Source organism: Paenibacillus sp. AGC31 (assembly GCF_057334655.1).
The window spans coordinates 184,174-205,353 of the sequence record NZ_JBHFJH010000010.1; the positions used below are offsets into that span (position 1 = coordinate 184,174).

The window sequence follows — 21,180 nt, forward strand, 5'->3', positions numbered from 1 at the left end:
AGATAAACGAACGGTACATTATTTTTGCAAAAGTAGCAGGCTTGTAGGAGGGGAACGTTAAGATGAACAAAGGACGCGTTGTGAGCATCATGGGTCCGGTTGTTGACGTCGAGTTTGATCGCGGCGGTCTGCCGGAAATCCTCAATGCCATTACGATCACTACAGTAAGTGAGAGCGGCGTTAGTGTAAACCTTACACTCGAAGCTTCGAAACATCTGGGTGACAACCGAGTACGTTGTATTGCGATGTCCTCCACGGATGGACTTGTTCGTGGTATGGAAGCTTTAGATACAGGAGCACCAATCTCTGTACCTGTCGGAGAAGCAACACTGGGTCGTGTATTTAACGTACTCGGTGAAGCAATTGATACTGGCGGTACCGTAGCTGCTGAGCACAAGAACCCGATTCACCGTTCAGCACCTGCATTTGATGAACTGACTACCCAAGCAGAGATGCTGGAGACAGGAATCAAAGTTATCGACTTGCTTGCTCCTTACGCTAAAGGTGGTAAAATCGGTCTCTTCGGTGGTGCCGGTGTAGGTAAGACGGTAACCATTCAGGAATTGATCAACAACATCGCACAAGAACACGGCGGTATCTCCGTATTTGCGGGTGTTGGTGAGCGTACACGTGAAGGTAATGACTTGTATCACGAGATGAGTGATTCCGGCGTTATCAACAAAACAGCAATGGTCTTCGGACAAATGAACGAGCCTCCAGGCGCACGTCTTCGTGTAGCCCTCACAGGTCTGACGATGGCGGAATACTTCCGTGATGAAGAAGGCCGTGACGTGTTGCTCTTTATCGATAATATCTTCCGTTTCACCCAAGCGGGTTCAGAAGTATCTGCCTTGCTTGGACGTATGCCTTCCGCGGTAGGTTACCAACCTACACTGGCAACAGAAATGGGTCAACTGCAAGAACGTATCACATCAACGAAAAAAGGTTCTGTAACATCCATTCAGGCCATCTACGTGCCTGCGGATGACTACACTGACCCGGCTCCTGCAACGACGTTTGCCCACTTGGATGCAACGACGAACCTGGAGCGTAAAATTTCCGAGATGGGTATCTACCCTGCGGTAGATCCACTGGCTTCCAGCTCCCGGATCTTGTCCCCTGAAGTTGTAGGAGAAGAACACTACAGCGTCGCTCAAGGCGTTAAACGTATCTTGGCACGTTACAATGAATTGCAAGATATCATTGCAATCCTGGGTATGGACGAGTTGAGTGAAGAAGACAGAGCGCTTGTATACCGTGCTCGTAAAATCCAACGTTTCTTGTCCCAGCCTTTCCACGTTGCTGAAGCATTTAACGGTATTCCGGGTAAATACGTTCCAGTTAAAGAAACGGTGCGCAGCTTTAAAGAGATTCTCGAAGGTAAGTATGATGATCTTCCGGAAGCAGCTTTCCTCTTTGTTGGTACAATTGAAGAGGCAGTGGAGAAAGCCAAAACACTGGTTTAGTCTGAATCCAGGATTGTCCTTATGAAGCGGGCTATCCTTCGGATATTTCAGGAGGGATGGAATTGAGCACCTTTTTGTTGGAAATTGTAACACCCGAGCGTTTGGTCTATTCAGAACAGGTGAATAGCATTACGGCTCGTGGTATTGAAGGGGAACTTGGCATTATGCCAGGTCATATTCCTATGGTTACACCTTTGCAGATTGCACCAATCTATATCCATAACGGAAAAGAAAATAAACGAGTTGCTATCGGTGGCGGGTTTATCGAAGTTCGTAAAGATAAGGTTGTTGTACTCGCAGAGAGTGCTGAATTCCCGGAAAGCATTGATGTGGATCGTGCGCGTGCGGCGAAAGAGCGGGCTGAACGTCGGCTTGCAAGCCAAAGCAATCAGGACCACTTTGATCACCGTCGTGCAGAGATTGCACTGCAAAAAGCGGTTAACCGGATTAATGTATTCGGCAAATAAACGATTCTGGGAAGCCTGGCGGCTTAGTCTGCCGGGCTTTTTTGAGTTTGTTTAATAGAATTGTTCTATCGAATATATCAAAAGGGCTGACCACATATCCATCCTATCCCTTCAGTAAACAGAAGTATTTTAAACAAAATATTCACCGATTATGATTATTTGAATAGAATGTAGGACTAAAGTAGTGGGCGCATTTACCACTAACAGAACCATTTTTTTCATGAATGAATTTAAATTATTTCCGAGGAAATGACAGAATCGATATCGAAATAGCGCTCTTTTATGTCGTTTTAGTCACAAAATCCCGGCATTTTAAAATTAAAATATTTTAGAAGTGGAAATCAATGTAATTGACAATGTATGATGAAAGAGCCTATATTCCATAGAGTCAGCAGAAGCAGGAAGCTGCGTAGTAGATTCCATAGTCATGCACAGCCGCAAATGTTGCTGCTCGGTGATTGGGCATCAGGAGATTCCTGCCTGGTAGGAGTAAATCTGACAGTACGCTCAGTATGTTGTGCTCAAGACATTCCAGTATACTAACAAGTTATGGGTGCCGGGCATATGATATGCTGATCGCTGCAACAAATGTGGAGGTAAAGAATATATGGATACTGATCTGACGAATCAGGTGAACCAGGCGTTAAGCACCAATGGCTTGGTCTCAATCATCGTCTCCCTGTTATGTATTGCGTTGTCTTGGTGGGCTTTGACAAATCTCAAACTGGATTTAATCATCAGGCAGCCACGAGGTGCTCAGGGAAGACTGTTGCATTTGTTGCTCGCCATCATTTTGGGGCATGCCGTTGCTGGCTTTGTCATTGACTACTTGTCCTGGACTCAAATGTTGCGTAATTTGTTTTAATGTTGAGATGGTTGGTTAATCATCTGTTAGGTTCTTCAAGCTGCTCATTGTCGAATAACATCGATTAATTGTGTTAACAATTAGAGTATGAGTTGTCGGTAAAGAAATTAAGAAAAAAATGTGACGTAAAATTGGTTGAATTTGAGATGTTTTATGTAAAAATGCTTGTATCGTACAATTCAACAATGTTATGATGGAAGTTAGGGAATTCACAATTGTTCACTTATTTTGTAGTTATAAACGGGATATCCGGTTCATGCCGGCTAATAACCATCCCACTCTGTCTGTTCTGATGCTCTGCTGGCTTGTAAGACACTTATTTTACATGCTGAATAGCAAGATGCACGGCACATGGTATCATTGATATGGATTATAAAAACCAATTCTTTTCTGAACAGACATCTGTGGCAATATGCCAGAATATGTCGAAATTCCACACACAGCAACAGTCCTTTCTAGCATAGTGGGGCTTACGTATTCCGGAATGAAGAAAAGGGAATAAAAGCGCGGAGGGAACCATGATGAGCAAATTTATCGTCCGCGGTGGCAAAAGGTTGACCGGAAGTGTCAAAGTTAGCGGCGCTAAAAATTCTGTTCTTCCGATCATCGCTGCCTCTCTCTTAGGGGAAGAAGGACAAAGCGTTATTATTGACGCGCCTCCTCTAGACGATGTGATGACGATTAACAAGGTGTTGGAATCGCTGGGAGCGGGAGTTACATACCGGGACGAAGTGATTACCGTAAATGCGGAGAAACTTACTTCCTGTGAAGCCCCGTATGAATGGGTAAGTAAAATGCGGGCGTCTTTCCTGGTCATGGGGCCTTTGTTGACTCGTATGGGTCATACAAGAATCTCACTTCCTGGTGGATGTGCCATCGGTACACGGCCTATTGATCAGCATTTGAAAGGTTTTGAAGCCATGGGCGCAGAGATCAGCTTGGGCCAAGGTTATATCGAAGCTCGTAGCCAAGGAAGGTTGCGTGGCGCGAAAATTTATCTGGATGTGGCTTCCGTAGGTGCCACTCAAAATATTATGATGGCTGCAACATTGGCCGAAGGTGTAACTGTTCTGGAGAACGCGGCGAAAGAACCTGAGATTGTGGATCTTGCCAACTTCCTGAATGGAATGGGTGCCATCGTACGTGGTGCGGGTACTGGAGTCATCCGCATTGAAGGTGTGGAGAAACTTAAAGGCGTTACACACACCGTTATTCCGGATCGGGTAGAAGCTGGTACGTATATGGCTGCTGCTGCAATTTCTGGTGGTGACGTGTACATTGAAGGTGCAATCTCTGATCATTTAGGCTCCGTTATCGCGAAGCTTGAAGAGATGGGTGTTACAATCCAACCGGATGAGAATGGCGTGCGTGTAATCGCAGATCGTCCTCTTAAGGCTGTGGATGTGAAAACATTACCATACCCAGGATTCCCGACAGATATGCAATCCCAGATGATGGCACTCTTGCTCGCATCTGAAGGAACAAGTGTCGTGACAGAGACTGTTTTTGAAAACCGATTCATGCATGTCGATGAATTCCAATTGATGAATGCGGAGATCAAAGTTGAAGGACGTTCGTCCATCGTCACAGGTAATGCCAAACTGAAGGGTGCCAAAGTAACAGCTACCGATTTGCGTGCGGGTGCCGCACTCATTATTGCAGGTCTTGTTGCTGAAGGTACAACGGAAGTGGGCGGTGTTCATCACATCGACCGTGGCTATGTACATCTCGCTGAGAAGCTTAATGGACTTGGCGCTGACATCTATCGGATCTCGGTTGATGAGCCTAAGCTGGAAGCAACCAAAGCACCTAGTGAAAAAGTGGAGAAAGAAGTACCGATGTTTAAGGTACAACCAACTTTGGCTTAACACTGGATTGAATAGAAAAAAATATGGTCCCCTATTATGAGTCACACAGTTGTGTGGATTATGAATGCGAAGGAACGTATGTTGTAAAAAATGATAAAGCTAAGCCATCTGGCTTGGCTTTTTTTGTGTTTACTTTCAAGAAAACAACGAGATATTTGATACCTGATTCTATTAATAGCTGGTCCTAACTTGTATAGCATAACATCGTATTCTGTATCGATTCTGAACCAAATGAAAGAGCGTACTTTATATAGGGTGTCGACTGCAGTTGATTACCGGTATTCAGCGACAGATCAACGTTTCTAAGATGTACATAGCAAAAGGAAACAGGAGATTGAACAGAACGAAAGGGTCTCGTTTCTCTTAAATCAGGTTCTATCAGATCAAGCCAGCTCATAACCTAAACTATGGATTTGAACAACACGACCGGCACATGACCGGCCATAGATAACGGAGGGTTATATTCGAATGAAAGAAGCTCGTGTACAGGTAAAGGTACCCCTTGTCCCTCGTCCAGGTATGCAAGAGCCGGAGGGCAATACCGTTTCTGGAGTGGAAAAAGACAAGCCTGCCCCATTGAATCTGAGGACTGTTTCATCACAGCCTGCAAGTTTCTCCAATCCAGGACGGGTGTCGACAGATGAGCTAAACCGACAGAAAACCGAGCACATTCATATACCTGTTATTGAGCTGGACCAATTCCGCCGAGTGAAGCGTCGCCGAATGCGGACATTTGGACGAAAACCCCGATGGGGACGCAATACGAAGCGATGGCAACCCGCTGCCGCTGTATCTGCCTTATTGGCAATGGCGTTGCTAATTCCGGTAATTCTGGTATGGCCGCGGACAAGCGAATCACCAAAGCCGATCCCTGCTCCAACAGATTCAAGCAGTGTAAGAACCCCAGCTCCTGCGCCAGCCGTTCCAGTTACCTACCCTGAACCAAAAGTACGCGTATACCTGTCCGCAACGGGCACAACGATGAATCTGCCATTGGAAGACTATGTTACCGGGGTTGTGGCAGCTGAGATGCCGGCGGAATTCAGACTGGAGGCGTTAAAGGCACAGGCAATAGCTGCTCGTACATTTATCGTGCGTAGGCTCGCAGCGAGTGATACAAGCGGTGTTCCATCGGGTACTGCGGATGTGACGGATACGGTCAGCCATCAGGTGTTTATTCCGCCAGATCAGGTGAAAGCGGATTGGACGCGTCTAGGGAAGGCGAAGGAATGGGAGAAACTGCAACAGGCTGTACGCGAAAGTCGAGATACTGTGATGACCTATCAGGGCAAGGCGATCACCGCATCCTTTTTTTCCACAAGTAATGGGTATACCGAGAATGCCGAGGATGTATGGGGGAACGCTGTGCCGTATCTGAAAAGTGTAGACAGTCCATGGGACAAAAACCTGGCACCAGGATTCAAGCAGACCGTCACCATGAAGCGTAATGAGGTTCTGCAGAAGTTAAAACTGGATGCCATTCCGGTTACCGCCCAGAAGAGTGGGTCGTGGATGGAAGTGTTGTCTACAACCAAAGGACATCGGATTAAGGAAATGCAGATCGCAGGTGAAAGATTCAGCGGACCAGAGGTGCGTAAACTGCTTGGATTAAGATCCAGCCAGTTCAGTTGGAAGACCACAGGTGACGAGGTCCAAATTACAACGTTCGGGTATGGGCATGGGGTTGGCATGAGTCAATGGGGAGCAAACGGCATGGCGCAGGAGGGACACACCGCCACCCAGATTCTCAAACATTACTATACCGGCATCTCATTCGGACAGGCATCCAAGATGCTTGCATTGAAGTAGGAAAGATGAACACGGATAAAGCAAAATAATTCGAATGGATACGAATGTATGCAAATGTATGTGAATGAGAGCAGTATAGGTTTGGAACTCATCAGACTTCACATACACCATTGGCGCGCTAACGAATCTGAGAGACCTTATTGGGCGTTATCACAATGAATGAAAATTCTAACGAATCTCAGACACGTTATATCACGACATACTTCAGTATTGATCCGAAAATAGCGCCCAAAAGAGTAATTAGCGTGTCTAGGTTCATTAGAATCCCTGAGCCACGATTTTTCCGTTAATAAGGCCGCCTGAGTTCGTTAGAAATATTTTATTATCTAATCATTAGCAAAATTGAGGGTACTGCCATTCACTACATGCTCATTCGCAATAAGCAAGCCGAACCAGAACCAGAACGTTGAAATCAAGTTTCCAAGCCCTAAGGTTAAAAAATTGATTTATGTTCCCTGTCTACCAAGCAACTTCTAATTATACTGTAACCATTCATGATTTAGCTTCTTTCAAATCTAGATGTTAGATGGAACAGTCAGTATTGGCGTGCCTTGTCTATCTCTAATCTCACATCTCACTTTAACGAACCTAGAGCACTTTAAATCTGCATTATCCAGTCACATCCTATATCCTTTCTCTCACCGATAAATGCACTTCATAGAAGGATTGGCAACTACAGCCAATCCGGACCAGTCTACCATCACCCATTCCGGAGCTTTCGAGATTTGGCTATATATGCGGAGAGTGCTAGCGTACGGAGAGCGCAGGGGACAGAAAAGACCTGTAGAAACGAAGTGTCCGCCTTTACTACCGGATTTCACCTTTGAAGAAGGTGATAGAAGAAATCTGGTAGTAACCAGCGGTCGAAAGGTTTTCTGGCACCGAAGCGGCGCACGCACTAACCCCTCACCCCTCACATATATAGCACTCTCTGAAACCTCTGTGAAAATAATTAGAGTCGCGCGTGTATAAAAGAGTTGCACCCGGTAACACTTGTTACTGAGGTGATTAACATGAATGAACAAAACAAAAAAACAAACCAAGAAGAAACTCCTAAAACAACTCAAGGAGTACCGGCTAGTCAGCCCTCTTCATGGAAAAGAGCAATGTCCAAACGCTGGGTCTTCCCGGCAGCCTACATCGCAGCAGCAGGCATTATACTAACCTTAGTGTGGGTCTATCAGGGCACAGGCGACAAAACGCTGAACTCGGACCCTGCTAGCGGGGTAGTTGAAACAGGCGCATCGGCGGGTACAGAAGGAACAGCAGTAGGCGGAGAAGAAGAAAGTGTGGAAGTTGTTGCAAAGTCGGAGAATTTTGTATGGCCGGTAGCGGTACCGTCCGAAATTTCGGTAGTAAAACCTTTCTATGATAGCGAAGCTTCAACCGAGGAACATGAAGCGGCAATGGTGCAGTACAATGATACATTCATCCCGAACACGGGTGTGGATCTGGCACGTGGGGATAACAAAACGTTTGAAGTCAAAGCAGCACTCGCCGGTAAAGTTACCCGGGTTGAGCAAAATCCACTCACAGGTCAAGTTGTGGAAATCACACACAGCAATAACCTGAAGACGGTATACCAAAGCTTGGCAGACGTCAAAGTGAAACAGGACGACGAAGTGAAACAGGGAGATGCGATTGCATCCGCTGGCGTCAATGAATTGGGTAAAACGCTTGGCAACCACCTTCACTTTGAAGTGTACGAAGACGGACAGCCGGTTAACCCGCAAGGATATCTTCCGGAAAAATAAATGAATTTTACCGCAGCAACATGACGGGCAGAGGGTTAAACCTCTGCTCTTTTTGTGCTTTTCAGAAAATAATGGGACCTTCGAAGCTTGTCACACCTCTAAACCGCGAATATATAGGCATGCTCCTCATATAATGTACCAAACTATCCACACAGTAGGGAGGCGGGAGCGTGCACGATTACATCAAGGAACGGACCATCAAAATTGGTCGCTGCATTGTTGAGACGAGGAATACGGTCCGTACCATAGCCAAAGAATTCGGCGTGTCAAAGAGTACTGTGCATAAGGATCTGACGGAGCGTCTGCCGGAAATCAACCCTGATCTTGCTGACCAGGTGAAACACATTTTGGAGTATCACAAGTCCATCCGCCATTTGCGGGGCGGTGAAGCGACCAAAATTAAATACAAAAAAACGAGTGGCAAGAAACGTGAGGTGTTGGCTTCCGCCAAATCGTAAACATCTTCACAAAGACGTAGGCCAAAAAGCTCACACATGCATTGAATCCCTCCCCTGAAGTATGATATGTTAAATGCTGGTACAGGATCGAATTATGACATCTTATCAGCCCGATTTTTACATATATATGTTGCACTTTGTCGAACGAGCGGTGACGTGATAAGGGACTCTTTTTCACAGGATACGCTGACCAAATAATATCACTTTGGGGGCTCTTTTATGTTTAGCAAGGATATCGGTATTGATCTTGGCACGGCCAACGTGCTTATTCACGTGAAAGGAAGTGGGGTTGTCCTCGATGAACCTTCCGTCGTGACCATTGAAAGAGATACGAAGCGTGTCCTTGCTGTTGGGGAAGAAGCGCGTCGTATGGTGGGGCGTACTCCAGGTAACATTGTTGCCATTAGACCGCTGCGTGACGGCGTTATTGCGGACTTCGAGATTACAGAAGCGATGCTCAGACATTTCATTAATCGTGTGGGTGCAAGAAGCTGGTACAGCCACCCTCGGATTTTGATTTGTGCACCAACGAACATTACTTCCGTGGAGCAGAAGGCCATCCGTGAGGCGGCAGAACGCAGCGGTGCCAAAGAAGTGTTTCTGGAAGAAGAGCCGAAAGCGGCAGCGATCGGTGCGGGAATGGATATTTTTCAGCCGAGCGGCAATATGGTCGTGGATATCGGCGGCGGTACGACTGACGTTGCAGTCCTTTCTATGGGCGACGTGGTCACCGCCTCTTCTATTAAAGTCGCAGGGGACAAGTTCGACGAAGCCATTATCAAGTTTATCAAAGCCAAGTACAAGCTCATGATCGGTGAACGGACCGCTGAAGACATCAAAATTGCGATTGGTACCGTACATCCGGGTGGACATCAAACAGAGATGGACATTCGCGGACGCGATATGGTATCCGGTCTGCCTGTTACCGTAACGATATCGGGAAATGAAGTACAGGAAGCGCTTTGGGATTCCGTACAATCCATCATCGTGGCAGCCAAATCGGTATTGGAACGTACACCGCCTGAATTGTCAGCGGACATTATCGACCGTGGTGTTGTATTGACTGGCGGAGGTGCATTGCTGAACGGACTGGACGAGCTTTTGTCCAATGAATTGCATGTACCGGTATGGGTGGCGGAAGATCCAATGCACTGTGTCGTGAAGGGGACAGGCATAATGCTTAATAATTTGGATCAGGTGGTTAAGAAAAAGTTCTAATCTGCCGATATAAATAGCAAAGGTTCGCCATGCTCGGAAAGCAGAACGGACAAGCAGCCAACCTGTGATGCAGGTCATGCGCTTGAGGAGAGGGGTTAATTCATGTTAAGAGGTCTGTACACCGCTACTGCGGGAATGATTACGCAACAACGCCGCCATGACACAGCAACACAGAATATCGTAAATATGAACACCACGGGATATAAACAGGTGAACAGCGTAAGCCGTTCCTTCCCGGAAATGCTCATTACTTTGGTAGGCGGAGATGCAAATCTTCCAACAAAGCGGCTGGGCAAGCTGAACACGGGGGTGTTCGCGGAAGAGAGTTTGTCCATGAATTTGCAGGGGACCATTATGGAGACTGGGCAAAAAAATGATTTTTCCATTTCATCCAATATGACTGTCAATGATCCGCAGACTGGACAACCTGTCCCGTTTGACGCATCAGGCAAATTTGTACGGGCCGACGGCACGGTGACTTACCAGCCCCAGGCGTATTTTACAGTTCAGGATGCAGAAGGTAACACCGGATATACACGCGATGGTCACTTCGAGATCACAGGAACGGGACAATTACTGAGTTCAACAGGTTCACAAGTGTTGGATAATAATGGACAACCCGTAGTGTTGACAGGTTCTGTGGAGCAATTTAAAGTGGATGAGCAAGGCCGTTTGGTGGATGCAGCAACGGGTGCACCAACAGGGGTTACTCTTGGCATTAGTGTCATTGACCAGCCGAATCAACTGGTTCGTCAAGGTAATGGCAATTTCAGTCTCAGCGATGCAAACGGGGCAACGTCCCGGATGATGGCTGCCGGTGATAATGTGCAGATCCGTCAGGGATACCTGGAAGGTTCCAATGTTGATGCTTCACAGGCAACGGTTGATATGAACGCCGCATTCCGTGCGTATGAAGCAAACCAGAAGATCGTACAATTCTACGACCGCAGTCTGGATAAAGCCGTCAATGAAGTCGGGCGTGTATAACGCCGACGTTTAAATATAACCGCGCAGCGGAGAGCCAAGCGTCCTTTGCGCAGCAAAGCAGAGAGGCTCACGCGAGGCGCAAACCAATCGCATCCGAGCCTATGCGAGGATTGCGTAGCAGTACCTGAGCGCAGCGACGGTCTCGACAGCCCTTTGCGAAGCAAAGCAGGGAAGAGACCCCGCGGAGCTCAAGAGCCTAGACGCATCCGAGCCTATGCGAGGAATGCGTAGCAATACCTGAGCGAAGCGACGGTCTCGACAGCCCTTTGCGGAGCAAAGCAGGAAAAGACCCCGCGGAGCGCAAGATCATAGACGCAACCGAGTTTATGCGAGGATTGCGTGGCAGTACCTGAGCGCAGCGACAGTCTCGACAGCCCTTTGCGGAGCAAAGCAAGGAGAGATCTCGCGGAGCTACACGCCGCATAAAGAGCGTGCCGTGCTATGATTCAGCCATGTGAAACGATGGCGGGAATCATAGCACGGCAGTCGCGGCGCACACACACCACCGCCACTTAGCAAGATCGTACCCCACTTACCTAATCCGCCTGTTTCGGGAGTCCAGAGGGCAGCGCCATCTGGGGCCCTCCCTACTAGGGAGGGTTTGGGAGGGTGGACAGGAACCAAGGGAGGGTATACCACCAATGAATAATTCCATGATTAGTGCCAAGGTTTCCATGACTGCCATACAGCAGCGTCTGGATGTCATTTCCGATAATATTGCAAACGTGAATACGGCAGGCTATAAGAGCAAGCAAGCGGCCTTCGAGGATGTGCTCACCCGGGTTCAACAACAACCGGACAAGTACAAACTGGATGGACGTTCCACACCGATGGGATATAACCTTGGTTTTGGTGCTCGTTTGGCAGATGTAACGAAGGATATGTCTCAAGGTCCCTTGAACGAGACTGGCCTTCCGACCGATCTGGCCATTGAAGGAAATGCGATGTTTGCGGTTGAAGCGAATGGGGAGAAAATGTGGACACGTCAGGGTGCATTTCATTTTGTACCTGATACAAGACCTAAGCCTACTCCGAATTCACCTGATATGATGGTGATGGTCAATGGCGAAGGCCACTTTGCCCTGGATCGTCAAGGCAATCGTATTACGGCACCGAATAATAGCAAAGTTGCTTTTGATGAAAATGGCAACCTGTTAATCCGACGCGGTAATGCGGCAAACGCAACCATTGGAGCACAGATGCAAGTGGTAGACATTGAACGCCCTGAGGGGCTGGTACAGTATGCGGATAACCTGTTTGGTCTGGATGCGGGATTAACTGAGGATGATGTATTTGGCGCTAATGCAGCTACACGTCAAGCAGCGGCCTTGATCCGACCAGGATTTCTGGAGCAATCCAATGTTGATCTGACACAGGAGATGTCTTTGCTTATGCAAGGACAGCGGACATATCAGCTGGCGGCAAAGGCGCTAACTTCAAGTGATTCCATGTTGGGTCTTGCCAACAATATGAGAGCGTAAAAGGTGAATGTGATGACAGAAACACAGCAGCAGAACAGTAAGCCGGAGAAAAAGGAAGTCAAGAAGAAGAAGAGTGGATGGCGCATCGCAAGATGGTTCCTGGTTCCGGTCCTGCTTGTTCTTGCCCTCGCTGGCGGAATGGTAGCTGGATATGTGGTACTGGGCAAACAGGATATCGGTTCCGTATGGCAATGGAGTACATGGGAACATGTATATAATCTGGTGTTCGCTCCATAATGTAACGAGTTAAGCGAAAACTCCTGCGCAGGCAGGAGTTTTCTTTTTGACGTTGAAAACAGTATAATGATGGATGACGTTTCATAGCAAAAGAGGCCTCCCCTGCGAAAGACATTCGTCATCGCGAAGAGAGACCCCTTATCTTAACCTTCACTACTGCAGTCATGAAGGATATAACTAGTGTTAACCGAAAATATGCTTTCCATACAAAATTTAAAAATTAAAAACCCATTTATATGAGCTTTTGATTTTATCATGTTTGGGTTGACCTTGCAGCATCGAAGTAAGTGGAGGGAACGGAATCGTTCAGAAGAAGCGAAGCGCTCGCCTTTGTCACCGAATTTTGACCTCTCTGAGGTTGATCAAAAAAATTCGGAGACAACAGCGATCAGAAGGACGATCCGTAACCGTAACGACCACCGCAGCGCTAAGAGTCAATCATGATGAAGAATGCTCATATAAACATCCTGAGAGGAGATTACACTGTGCTCGATATCAAACAGATTCAAGAGATCATCCCGCACCGTCCCCCGTTTCTGCTGGTGGACAAGATTCTAGAGATTGAGGATGGCAAACGTGCCGTTGGTTTGAAAAACGTAACCATCAACGAACCTTTCTTCATTGGTCATTTCCCAGAGTATCCGGTAATGCCGGGTGTATTGATTACAGAAGCACTAGCTCAAGTTGGTGCGGTAGCCATTCTGAATTTGGAAGGCAACAAAGGAAAAATCGGCTTTTTGGCGGGACTGGACAACTTCCGATTCCGTGGACAAGTTGTGCCCGGAGATACGTTGATTCTGGAAGTGGAGATTACACGTCTGAAGGGTTCTATCGGTAAAGGTAAAGCAACTGCCCGAGTGAACGACAAAGTGGTCGCTGAAGGCGAGATTATGTTTGCACTGTCTGACCCAAGCTGATTACATACGTGAGCATTGACATCATGCAGGAACGTAGATGGACCGAATGATGCGAGATGCTGAAGTAACTCAGCACACCTGAATTTATATAGACGGAAGGGGTTTATCGGAATGGAACAGTTAAGCACAACAGCAGCAGAGACGTTGCAGCAATGGTTGGAGGATGCTTCGATTGATGAAGCAACGAAACAGGAGCTTCGTGACTTGCAGGATCAGCCGAAAGAGCTGGAGGAACGTTTTTACAGAAACCTGGAGTTTGGTACAGGGGGATTGCGCGGAGTCATTGGTGCCGGAAGCAACCGGATGAACCGTTACACCGTAGGTCGGGCAACGCAAGGATTTGCGCGTTATTTGCTTGAGCAGCATGGTGACCAAGAAGGCAAACCTTCTGTTGTCATTGCTCATGATTCCCGTCATTTCTCACCTGAATTCACACTGGATGCTGCGCTTGTACTGGCTGGAAACGGCATTGTAGCCAAGCTGTTCCCATCCCTGCGTTCAACTCCTGAGTTGTCATTTGCAGTGCGTCATCAGAAGGCAACTGGCGGAATCGTTGTAACGGCGAGTCATAACCCGCCGGAATATAACGGATATAAAGTTTACAATCATGAGGGCGGTCAATTGGTACCGGCTGAAGCGGAAAAGGTCATTCAGTACATCCAGGAAGTGCCTTCCCTTGCTGACGTGAAGAAACTGACGCAAGAAGAAGCAGAAGCTCAAGGGCTCCTGATCTGGTTGGGTGAAGACCAAGACCAAGCGTTTGTAGATATCGTAGCAAGCCGCAGTCTGAGCCGCGAACTGATTCAATCCGGCATAGGCCTTGATTTCAAGATCGTCTACACACCGCTGCACGGGACAGGTAACATCCCTGTACGTCGCGTACTGGAGCAGATCGGATTCGAGCAAGTGCATATTGTAGCTGAACAAGAACAGCCGGATGCTGAGTTCTCTACCGTGAAATCCCCTAACCCGGAAGAACGCGAGGCGTTTACGCTCGCAATGAAGCTAGGAGAATCTGTTGGTGCTGATATTCTGATCGGAACAGATCCGGATGCAGACCGTATGGGTGCTGTGGTGAAAGACAACGATGGCAAATATTTCGTCTTGTCCGGTAACCAGTCTGGTGCCATTATGGTACATTACCTGTTGAGCCGTCTTCAAGAGACCGGAACACTGCCAAGCAATGGTGCGGTTGTCAAAACAATCGTAACAAGTGAGATGGGTGCTGTCATTGCTGAACATTACGGTGCAGAAGTGATGAACACACTGACAGGCTTCAAATATATCGGTGAAAAAATGAACCAGTTCGAAGCAACAGGCAGTCATACATTCTTGTTCGGATATGAAGAGAGTTATGGCTACCTTTCCGGTAACTATGCCCGTGACAAGGATGCTGTCCTTGCCTCGATGCTGATTGCTGAAGCAGCTGCGTATTATAAGAGCCAGGGCAAGACGCTGTATGATGTCTTGCAAGAGCTGTACAACCAATTCGGATACTTCTTGGAGAAGCTGGAGTCCCGTACGCTAAAAGGCAAAGACGGCGTGGCTCAGATTCAAGCCAAAATGACGGACTGGCGTTCCAATCCGCCACAAGAAGTAGCGGGAATTGCGGTACAAGATGTACTGGACTACTCCCTTGGTCTGGACGGTCTTCCCAAGGAGAACGTACTGAAGTTCATTTTGGCAGACGGTTCATGGTTCTGCTTGCGTCCTTCAGGAACAGAACCGAAGATCAAAGTATACTTCGCCGTACGTGGAGAGAGTTTGGAAGATGCGGAGAGCCGGATCGATCGTCTGGTGACTACAGTGATGTCGCGTGTAGACGCACAATAATACGAATGCAACAATGAACAAGGACAAGAGAAGGCCTCTCCGCACCGTAAGGTTGGTTGGCGGAGGGGTTTTTCTTTGAAATAAAAGTGTAGATGGTTCTAGCATATAAGAAGGCTTGTTGACACAAGCTGTTTGTATCCTATTATTGTATGAATGTTAAATGAACGAATTACTTGAGCTGAACGTGCATTTGGTTCCAACACTTGAGGAGGTACATGTAGTGCGTCAAAAATGGCTTTATTGGAATAACGCTTCTCGGAAGTGGTTGTGGCTCGTCGTTATTATCGGTCTGGTTGCGTCCATCCCTGTAATCAGTGATCGGGTGCAGACAGAATCTTCTGCCAAAAAGGTGGAGCTTGTCTTTAACTATCGAGGACTGCTGGATATCTCAGCGTATCAGGCACATCCGCAAGATTTCATGAATGAACAATTGACTCGTCTAAAAGATGCAGGCGTAACAACGATGGCTGTGTTCGAAAGTACATTGGACGAGCTGAGAAAGACACGCCGACTAATGGTATATAACGGCCAGGATCTCGCGGACCTGACCAAAGATGTGATCCCTTCTAATGCAAATTACACGTATGTGTTATTTACATCGGAGGAAAACGCACAGACGTATACTCCTATTATTGAACAAACGTTCGCTGATCGGCAGATTCCGGTAGTATCATGGGAATATGAAGGTCGTAGCGGCTTAATATTGCAGACTCCTCCGGAGAATGCCAACATGCAGCCTTTGCAGCCCGATCCGGTTGCCGTGAAGATGCTGCGTGATAAAGGTTTCTACATTTTGCCGCGGATCTCGGACAGTGTGCCATACAGCCAGGAATCAATGGAGCGCTTGCTTACCTTCTTCGAAGAGAATGGCGTAAAGCGCATCTTGTTTGATGGTGATGCTGTGAAAGGGTACAATGATAATGAAGAGATGAAAAGTCTCGACCAATTCGCACAGTTGCTGAACAAGCACAATATTGGTCTTGCAGCCATCGAGAACTTGAAGAAACCACAGTCTGGTTTCCAGACTCTTGCGTATAAAACGGATTACAACGTTACGCGTCTGTACTCGCTTAGTGACGGCGATGCCAACTTGGACGTCGATGTCATAGCTGACCGTTTTGTTCTAGCAACCAAGGATCGTAACATTCGTATGCTCTATATGAATGCTTCCCCTAGCCGGAATACAGCCAAGGCCATGATTACAGATCCAATTGAGAATCTGATCAACAGCCTGGGTGAGCCGGGTCATGCCGTAGAACGCATGGCGAAGCATGGATTTGAGCTAGGACAAGCTGAGGCATTTACAGTTAAGGATTCTTCAATCCAGCGTTATGCCAAACTGGTTGCTCTCGTTGGTGCAATTGCCATGATTGCACTTATGGTTTCTTATTTTATCCCACTTCTGACCTTGATCACATTTGTGGTTACTTTGGTGGGCAGTGCAGGATTGTTCCTCTTGAAACCAACGCTGTTAGAGCAAGGAATTGCCTTGCTTGTGGCCATAGCCGCGCCGACCATAGCAATGGTGCTGGCCGTTCGTACAGTGAACTATCAGCAGCAGCGTCAACCAGACGCATCCGCGGGTCGTCGTTTGAAACAAACGTTGGTGTTATATGTAAGAACTTCGATTCTGTCATTCCTGGCGGTACCTTTTGTCATCGCGTTGCTTAACAGTATTACGTACAGTTTGGTGATTAACCAGTTCCGCGGCGTGAGTCTGTTGCACTTTGCACCGATGGCACTGGTAGCGATCTATATTGTGTTTTATCGTGGTTCGGGTTCGTTCTCTATTAAGAAAATTAAAGAAATGCTTCGTATGCCAATTAATGTGTTAATGGTTGTTTTGGCACTTATTGCTGCCGTTGTTGGATACTATTATTTGAGCCGTACAGGCAACTCGGGTTCAGTAACACCATTAGAGATGTTCCTTCGTACCACGTTGGAAGATACGTTCGGTGTACGTCCGAGATTCAAAGAATTTATGCTGGGACACCCGCTATTTATCGTTGGCGTGTTCGCCGCTTTAAAATATCGTAAAGTCATCTTTGTGCTCATTATTGCAGCGATTGGACAGTTGTCCATGGTGGATACGTTCGCGCATATCCATACGCCGGCTGTATTGTCACTCATTCGTGGAGTGATGGGATTGGGACTTGGCTTAATCTTCGGTATCATTGCTGTGGGTGTGTGGCAAGTAGCGGAAGGATGTTGGAAAAAATGGTCACCACTTCTCAAAAGTTAGTCATCTCGGGGTATTACGGATTCCGCAATAGCGGAGACGAAGCGGTGCTAAAGTCGATTTTGACAGCGCTGGAAGAGGAAAGCCAAAGGTCGAACATAACGATTGAACCTATTGTTCTCTCGGGTGATCCCGAGTCGACAACCGCCATGTACGGTGTGCGCTCCGTGCATCGTATGAAATTGAAGGAAGTCCGTGAAACACTCAAGGAGAGCGACGGGTTAATCAGTGGCGGAGGAAGTCTATTGCAGGATGCAACTGGACTGAAATCCATTCCTTATTATCTGGGTGTAATCAAGCTGGCCCAGTGGCTGAAAAAACCAACGTTTATCTATGCACAGGGGATTGGTCCTGTGAATCGTAAAATTTTCAATCCGATGATCAAATCGGTCTTTAAGGCCTGCACCTATGTATCCGTTCGGGATGAACAATCTGCAGACTACCTGCGTGGGCTCGGGCTACAGTGGAATCAGATCCATGTTGTACCCGACCCCGTAATGGGTTTGCCATTACCTGAAACAAAAGTTGAGAGGGGCGCAGGTGCTGTCTCAGCAAATGCTGCTACTCAAGCTAATCGAGTGGAACCTTCAACTGGAGGACATACCAAGCTTCCTGTGATCGGCGTATCGGTACGTTTTTGGGAGTCCGACCGGAAGGAACTTACGGCTATTGCCGCAGGATTGAAAAAACTGTGCTCCAAAAGAGCCGTGCACTTGCGTTTTCTACCATTTCATCTGCCAGTGGATGAACAGGCATCACGATTCCTTATGGAAATGCTAGGTGATGTGACCAGCAAAGGCAGCGAGATTAGCATCACAGAAGATCTGACCGACCCTCAGCTTATGCTGGAGGAAGTCAGCAAGTGTGATCTCGTCATTGGCATGCGTCTGCACAGTCTGATCTATGCGGCTTCGCAATATGTGCCTCCGGTGGGTATCTCGTATGATCCGAAAATTGATCAATTCCTGCTTCGTCTGGATAGCGAACCAGCAGGAAATACGGATACACTCGATGGCGACAAACTCGCTAAGGCTGTTGTTGGACTGCTGGATCAACGTTCACAATGGTTGAAGGAACATGAAGAAGGCATCACCCAACTGAAGCAGGAAGCCAAAGTGCCTGCACAGCAGATTATTAACTATTTAGGCCGCAAAGGATGAGATAAAGATGAGTCAGACCGGATCAATACCTACCGTTTCGATCTACGGCATTCCTTTTTCCAAACTGACGATGAAAGAAACGGTAAAGGTTCTCCAGGAAGCTGTGCTGTCCAAGCAGACACCACATCAGGTCATTACAGCCAACCCCATTATGGTCATGGCTGCACTGGAAAATCCCGCAATCATGGAAGTCATGCAAACTGCGGAATTGATTGTTCCTGATGGAACAGGTGTCGTATGGGCTGCAAACTATTGTGGAGATCCTGTAGCTGAGCGAGTGCCGGGTTTTGAGCTTTTACATGAATTGCTGCGTGTTGGAGAAAACTATCGATGGGGCGTATATCTGCTGGGTTCCACCCCTGAGGTGATTCAAGAAACGGCAGTTCGGTTACAACAGCAATATCCGGCGATTCGAATTGTGGGTTATCGTGACGGTTATTTTGGTCCGGCTGAGGATGATCAGGTCATTGCTTCCATTCGGGAAGCGGCACCTGATCTGTTGTTTGTAGCACGTGGGGCAGATACCCAAGAACCGTGGATTCACAAGCATAAAGATGCCCTACAGGTTCCCGTAACCATGGGCGTTGGCGGCAGCTTTGATGTGATTTCGGGCAAAACCAAACGGGCGCCTATGCTGTTCCAAAAGCTAAGACTGGAGTGGTTCTATCGCTTATTGCGTGAACCAAGCCGGGCTGGTCGGATGCTTGCGCTTCCGAAATTCGCTGTTAAGGTGATGCGTGACAAAGAAAACGTGACGAAAGTCCGTTAAAAACAGGTAATTGCGAGATAAATGCGTGTTTTTGCTAGAAATTGAGGATGGCTTTTCGGGTGTGATGAGCGTATAATTCATTCCGGATTACATGTGTGCCACTCCATGAAAAACGGAAGTTGTTGCACACGGCCACTTCGATGTCAGAATAACCTTTTGATCGCTGTTATCTCTGGATTTCTTTTATCCACCTTTACAAGGTTGAAATCCCGCGATAAAGGCGAACGCTTCGCTTCTACAGGTTATTTCTGCCCTCTCCGTTCTGGTGCAAATTGCATTTTTCATCAAAAGTGACTAACAAATAATTTTTATATATAAAAAGAGATCAGGGGATTTATAATTTCGTACAGGTATTATAATTGGGGGTCGAATGTTCAAATGGTAGCGATCTTTATCATTGGATTTATCGTGTCAATGGGACTGGCTCTTGCCCTGACACCACTTGTCAAAAAGTTCGCAGTCCGCATTGGCGCAATGGATACGCCGAATGCACGTAAAGTACACACACGGATTATGCCTCGTCTTGGTGGTCTGGGGATATTCCTGGCCTTTATTATTACAGTTGCTGCATTGCTTCCGTTTGTATCGGCATGGTTCACAACTCGGGACATGAGTTTTGTCAGTGCGTTTCTGATTGGTGGAACAATTATCGTGCTGATTGGAGCATTGGATGATCGGTTTGAACTGTCGGCCAAAGTGAAGTTGCTTGGTCAGATTATTGCTGCTTCTGTCGTTGTATTCGGATTTAATATCCGGGTAGATTTCGTTAACATTCCTTTTCAGGATTCCTATTCTTCACTCGAAGCTTGGGTATCCATTCCGCTGACGATCTTCTGGATCGTTGGTGTAACGAATGCGATTAACCTGATTGACGGCCTGGATGGTCTGGCTGCCGGTGTATCTGGTATTGCAATTGGTACCATTGCCGTGATGTCCTTCCTGATGGGTAACATGATGATTGCCTTGATGTGCCTTGTGTTGTTGGGTAGCATCATTGGATTCCTGTTTTTCAACTTCCACCCAGCCAAGATCTTCATGGGGGATACCGGATCGCTATTCCTTGGTTTCTCTCTGGCGATGCTATCCATGCTGGGATTCAAACAAATTGCTATCGTGTCCTTTATTACACCGCTGATCATTATCGGTGTGCCACTCTCGGATACCTTCTTCGCGATTATCCGTCGTGCGGTACAACGGAAACCGATTTTCGCACCGGATAAAGGTCACCTGCATCACTGCTTGCGTGAACTTGGATTCAGTCACCGCCAGACGGTACTGATCATTTATGGAATTGCCGCATTCTTCGGAGTTTTGGCGATTATCCAATCATCCGCTGCCATGTTCGAAGCGAACTGGGTAACGTTCGTGGTCATCTGTATCATGATGTTCTTCCTCCAGGTGGGAGCAGAAGTCATCGGACTTGTTAGCAAAACGAGAAGACCGGTTATTAACTTTCTGATGCGCATGCGCGTCAAGTTGAATCCGGAGACCCGTTCGAAATCATAAATAGATAAATGTAATGGTTACAGCTATTCTTGAATATTATTCCAGACCCAACCTTATCCCTAGTGGATAAGGTTTTTTGTTTATTTTGAGATTTTTACTAAATAATTGGAACCTTTTGCCGATATATAAAGGTAACTGACTTAAAA

The 21,180-nt window shown here is 47.1% G+C and carries 17 protein-coding genes; all 17 read left to right on the forward strand.

The genetic code is table 11. The features are described from left to right. The first annotated feature begins 62 nt into the window (after positions 1-62). The 17 genes from atpD to ACE04G_RS06900 all read left to right on the forward strand — a co-directional run bounded on the left by atpD (position 63) and on the right by ACE04G_RS06900 (position 21,034). Entirely contained in the window at positions 63-1,466 is a 1,404-nt protein-coding gene (gene atpD / locus ACE04G_RS06820; RefSeq protein ID WP_339179902.1) for a F0F1 ATP synthase subunit beta, read from the forward strand. A 62-nt stretch (positions 1,467-1,528) separates the two neighbouring features. Further along, the gene (locus ACE04G_RS06825; protein WP_221821821.1) at positions 1,529-1,933 is read left to right on the forward strand and encodes a F0F1 ATP synthase subunit epsilon; all 405 of its coding nucleotides are present in this window, start codon (positions 1,529-1,531) and stop codon (positions 1,931-1,933) included. Between the two features lie 607 nt (positions 1,934-2,540). After that, on the forward strand, positions 2,541-2,798 hold the full coding sequence (locus ACE04G_RS06830; protein WP_017691941.1) for a DUF1146 family protein: 258 nt from the start codon (positions 2,541-2,543) through the stop codon (positions 2,796-2,798). 521 nt (positions 2,799-3,319) lie between these two features. After that, the gene (gene murA / locus ACE04G_RS06835) at positions 3,320-4,666 is read left to right on the forward strand and encodes a UDP-N-acetylglucosamine 1-carboxyvinyltransferase (RefSeq protein WP_221821854.1); all 1,347 of its coding nucleotides are present in this window, start codon (positions 3,320-3,322) and stop codon (positions 4,664-4,666) included. Positions 4,667-5,134: 468 nt separating this feature from the next. After that, positions 5,135-6,475 (forward strand): stage II sporulation protein D, encoded by a 1,341-nt coding sequence (gene spoIID / locus ACE04G_RS06840; RefSeq protein ID WP_449004021.1) that lies wholly within the window; start codon positions 5,135-5,137, stop codon positions 6,473-6,475. Between the two features lie 1,013 nt (positions 6,476-7,488). Beyond that, complete coding sequence (locus ACE04G_RS06845) at positions 7,489-8,229, forward strand: peptidoglycan DD-metalloendopeptidase family protein (RefSeq protein WP_339284479.1); 741 nt, start codon at positions 7,489-7,491, stop codon at positions 8,227-8,229. A 170-nt stretch (positions 8,230-8,399) separates the two neighbouring features. Then, positions 8,400-8,687, forward strand: a complete 288-nt coding sequence (gene spoIIID / locus ACE04G_RS06850; protein ID WP_024632710.1) for a sporulation transcriptional regulator SpoIIID — start codon at positions 8,400-8,402, stop codon at positions 8,685-8,687. Between the two features lie 219 nt (positions 8,688-8,906). Continuing rightward, positions 8,907-9,905, forward strand: coding sequence for a rod shape-determining protein (gene mreB, locus ACE04G_RS06855; protein ID WP_036612542.1), 999 nt, complete (start codon positions 8,907-8,909; stop codon positions 9,903-9,905). Between the two features lie 102 nt (positions 9,906-10,007). Next, positions 10,008-10,892, forward strand: coding sequence for a flagellar hook-basal body protein (locus ACE04G_RS06860; RefSeq protein WP_105600129.1), 885 nt, complete (start codon positions 10,008-10,010; stop codon positions 10,890-10,892). Positions 10,893-11,533: 641 nt separating this feature from the next. Continuing rightward, positions 11,534-12,373 carry a flagellar hook-basal body protein gene (locus tag ACE04G_RS06865; protein WP_221821819.1) on the forward strand — a complete coding sequence of 280 codons (840 nt, stop codon included), beginning with the start codon at positions 11,534-11,536 and terminating at the stop codon, positions 12,371-12,373. Positions 12,374-12,385: 12 nt separating this feature from the next. After that, the gene (locus ACE04G_RS06870) at positions 12,386-12,610 is read left to right on the forward strand and encodes a DNA-directed RNA polymerase subunit beta (protein WP_017691949.1); all 225 of its coding nucleotides are present in this window, start codon (positions 12,386-12,388) and stop codon (positions 12,608-12,610) included. Positions 12,611-13,095: 485 nt separating this feature from the next. Then, the gene (fabZ, locus tag ACE04G_RS06875) at positions 13,096-13,527 is read left to right on the forward strand and encodes a 3-hydroxyacyl-ACP dehydratase FabZ (protein ID WP_036613058.1); all 432 of its coding nucleotides are present in this window, start codon (positions 13,096-13,098) and stop codon (positions 13,525-13,527) included. A gap of 111 nt (positions 13,528-13,638) precedes the next feature. Continuing rightward, entirely contained in the window at positions 13,639-15,360 is a 1,722-nt protein-coding gene (locus ACE04G_RS06880; RefSeq protein WP_449004020.1) for a phospho-sugar mutase, read from the forward strand. A gap of 220 nt (positions 15,361-15,580) precedes the next feature. Further along, the gene (locus tag ACE04G_RS06885) at positions 15,581-17,602 is read left to right on the forward strand and encodes a DUF5693 family protein (protein WP_449004019.1); all 2,022 of its coding nucleotides are present in this window, start codon (positions 15,581-15,583) and stop codon (positions 17,600-17,602) included. Further along, on the forward strand, positions 17,578-18,759 hold the full coding sequence (gene csaB / locus ACE04G_RS06890; RefSeq protein WP_221821816.1) for a polysaccharide pyruvyl transferase CsaB: 1,182 nt from the start codon (positions 17,578-17,580) through the stop codon (positions 18,757-18,759). The genes ACE04G_RS06885 and csaB overlap by 25 nt, the downstream gene beginning before the upstream one ends. A gap of 7 nt (positions 18,760-18,766) precedes the next feature. After that, on the forward strand, positions 18,767-19,528 hold the full coding sequence (locus ACE04G_RS06895; RefSeq protein WP_221821815.1) for a WecB/TagA/CpsF family glycosyltransferase: 762 nt from the start codon (positions 18,767-18,769) through the stop codon (positions 19,526-19,528). A 378-nt stretch (positions 19,529-19,906) separates the two neighbouring features. Next, positions 19,907-21,034 carry a glycosyltransferase family 4 protein gene (locus tag ACE04G_RS06900; RefSeq protein WP_221821814.1) on the forward strand — a complete coding sequence of 376 codons (1,128 nt, stop codon included), beginning with the start codon at positions 19,907-19,909 and terminating at the stop codon, positions 21,032-21,034. Positions 21,035-21,180 lie beyond the last annotated feature (146 nt).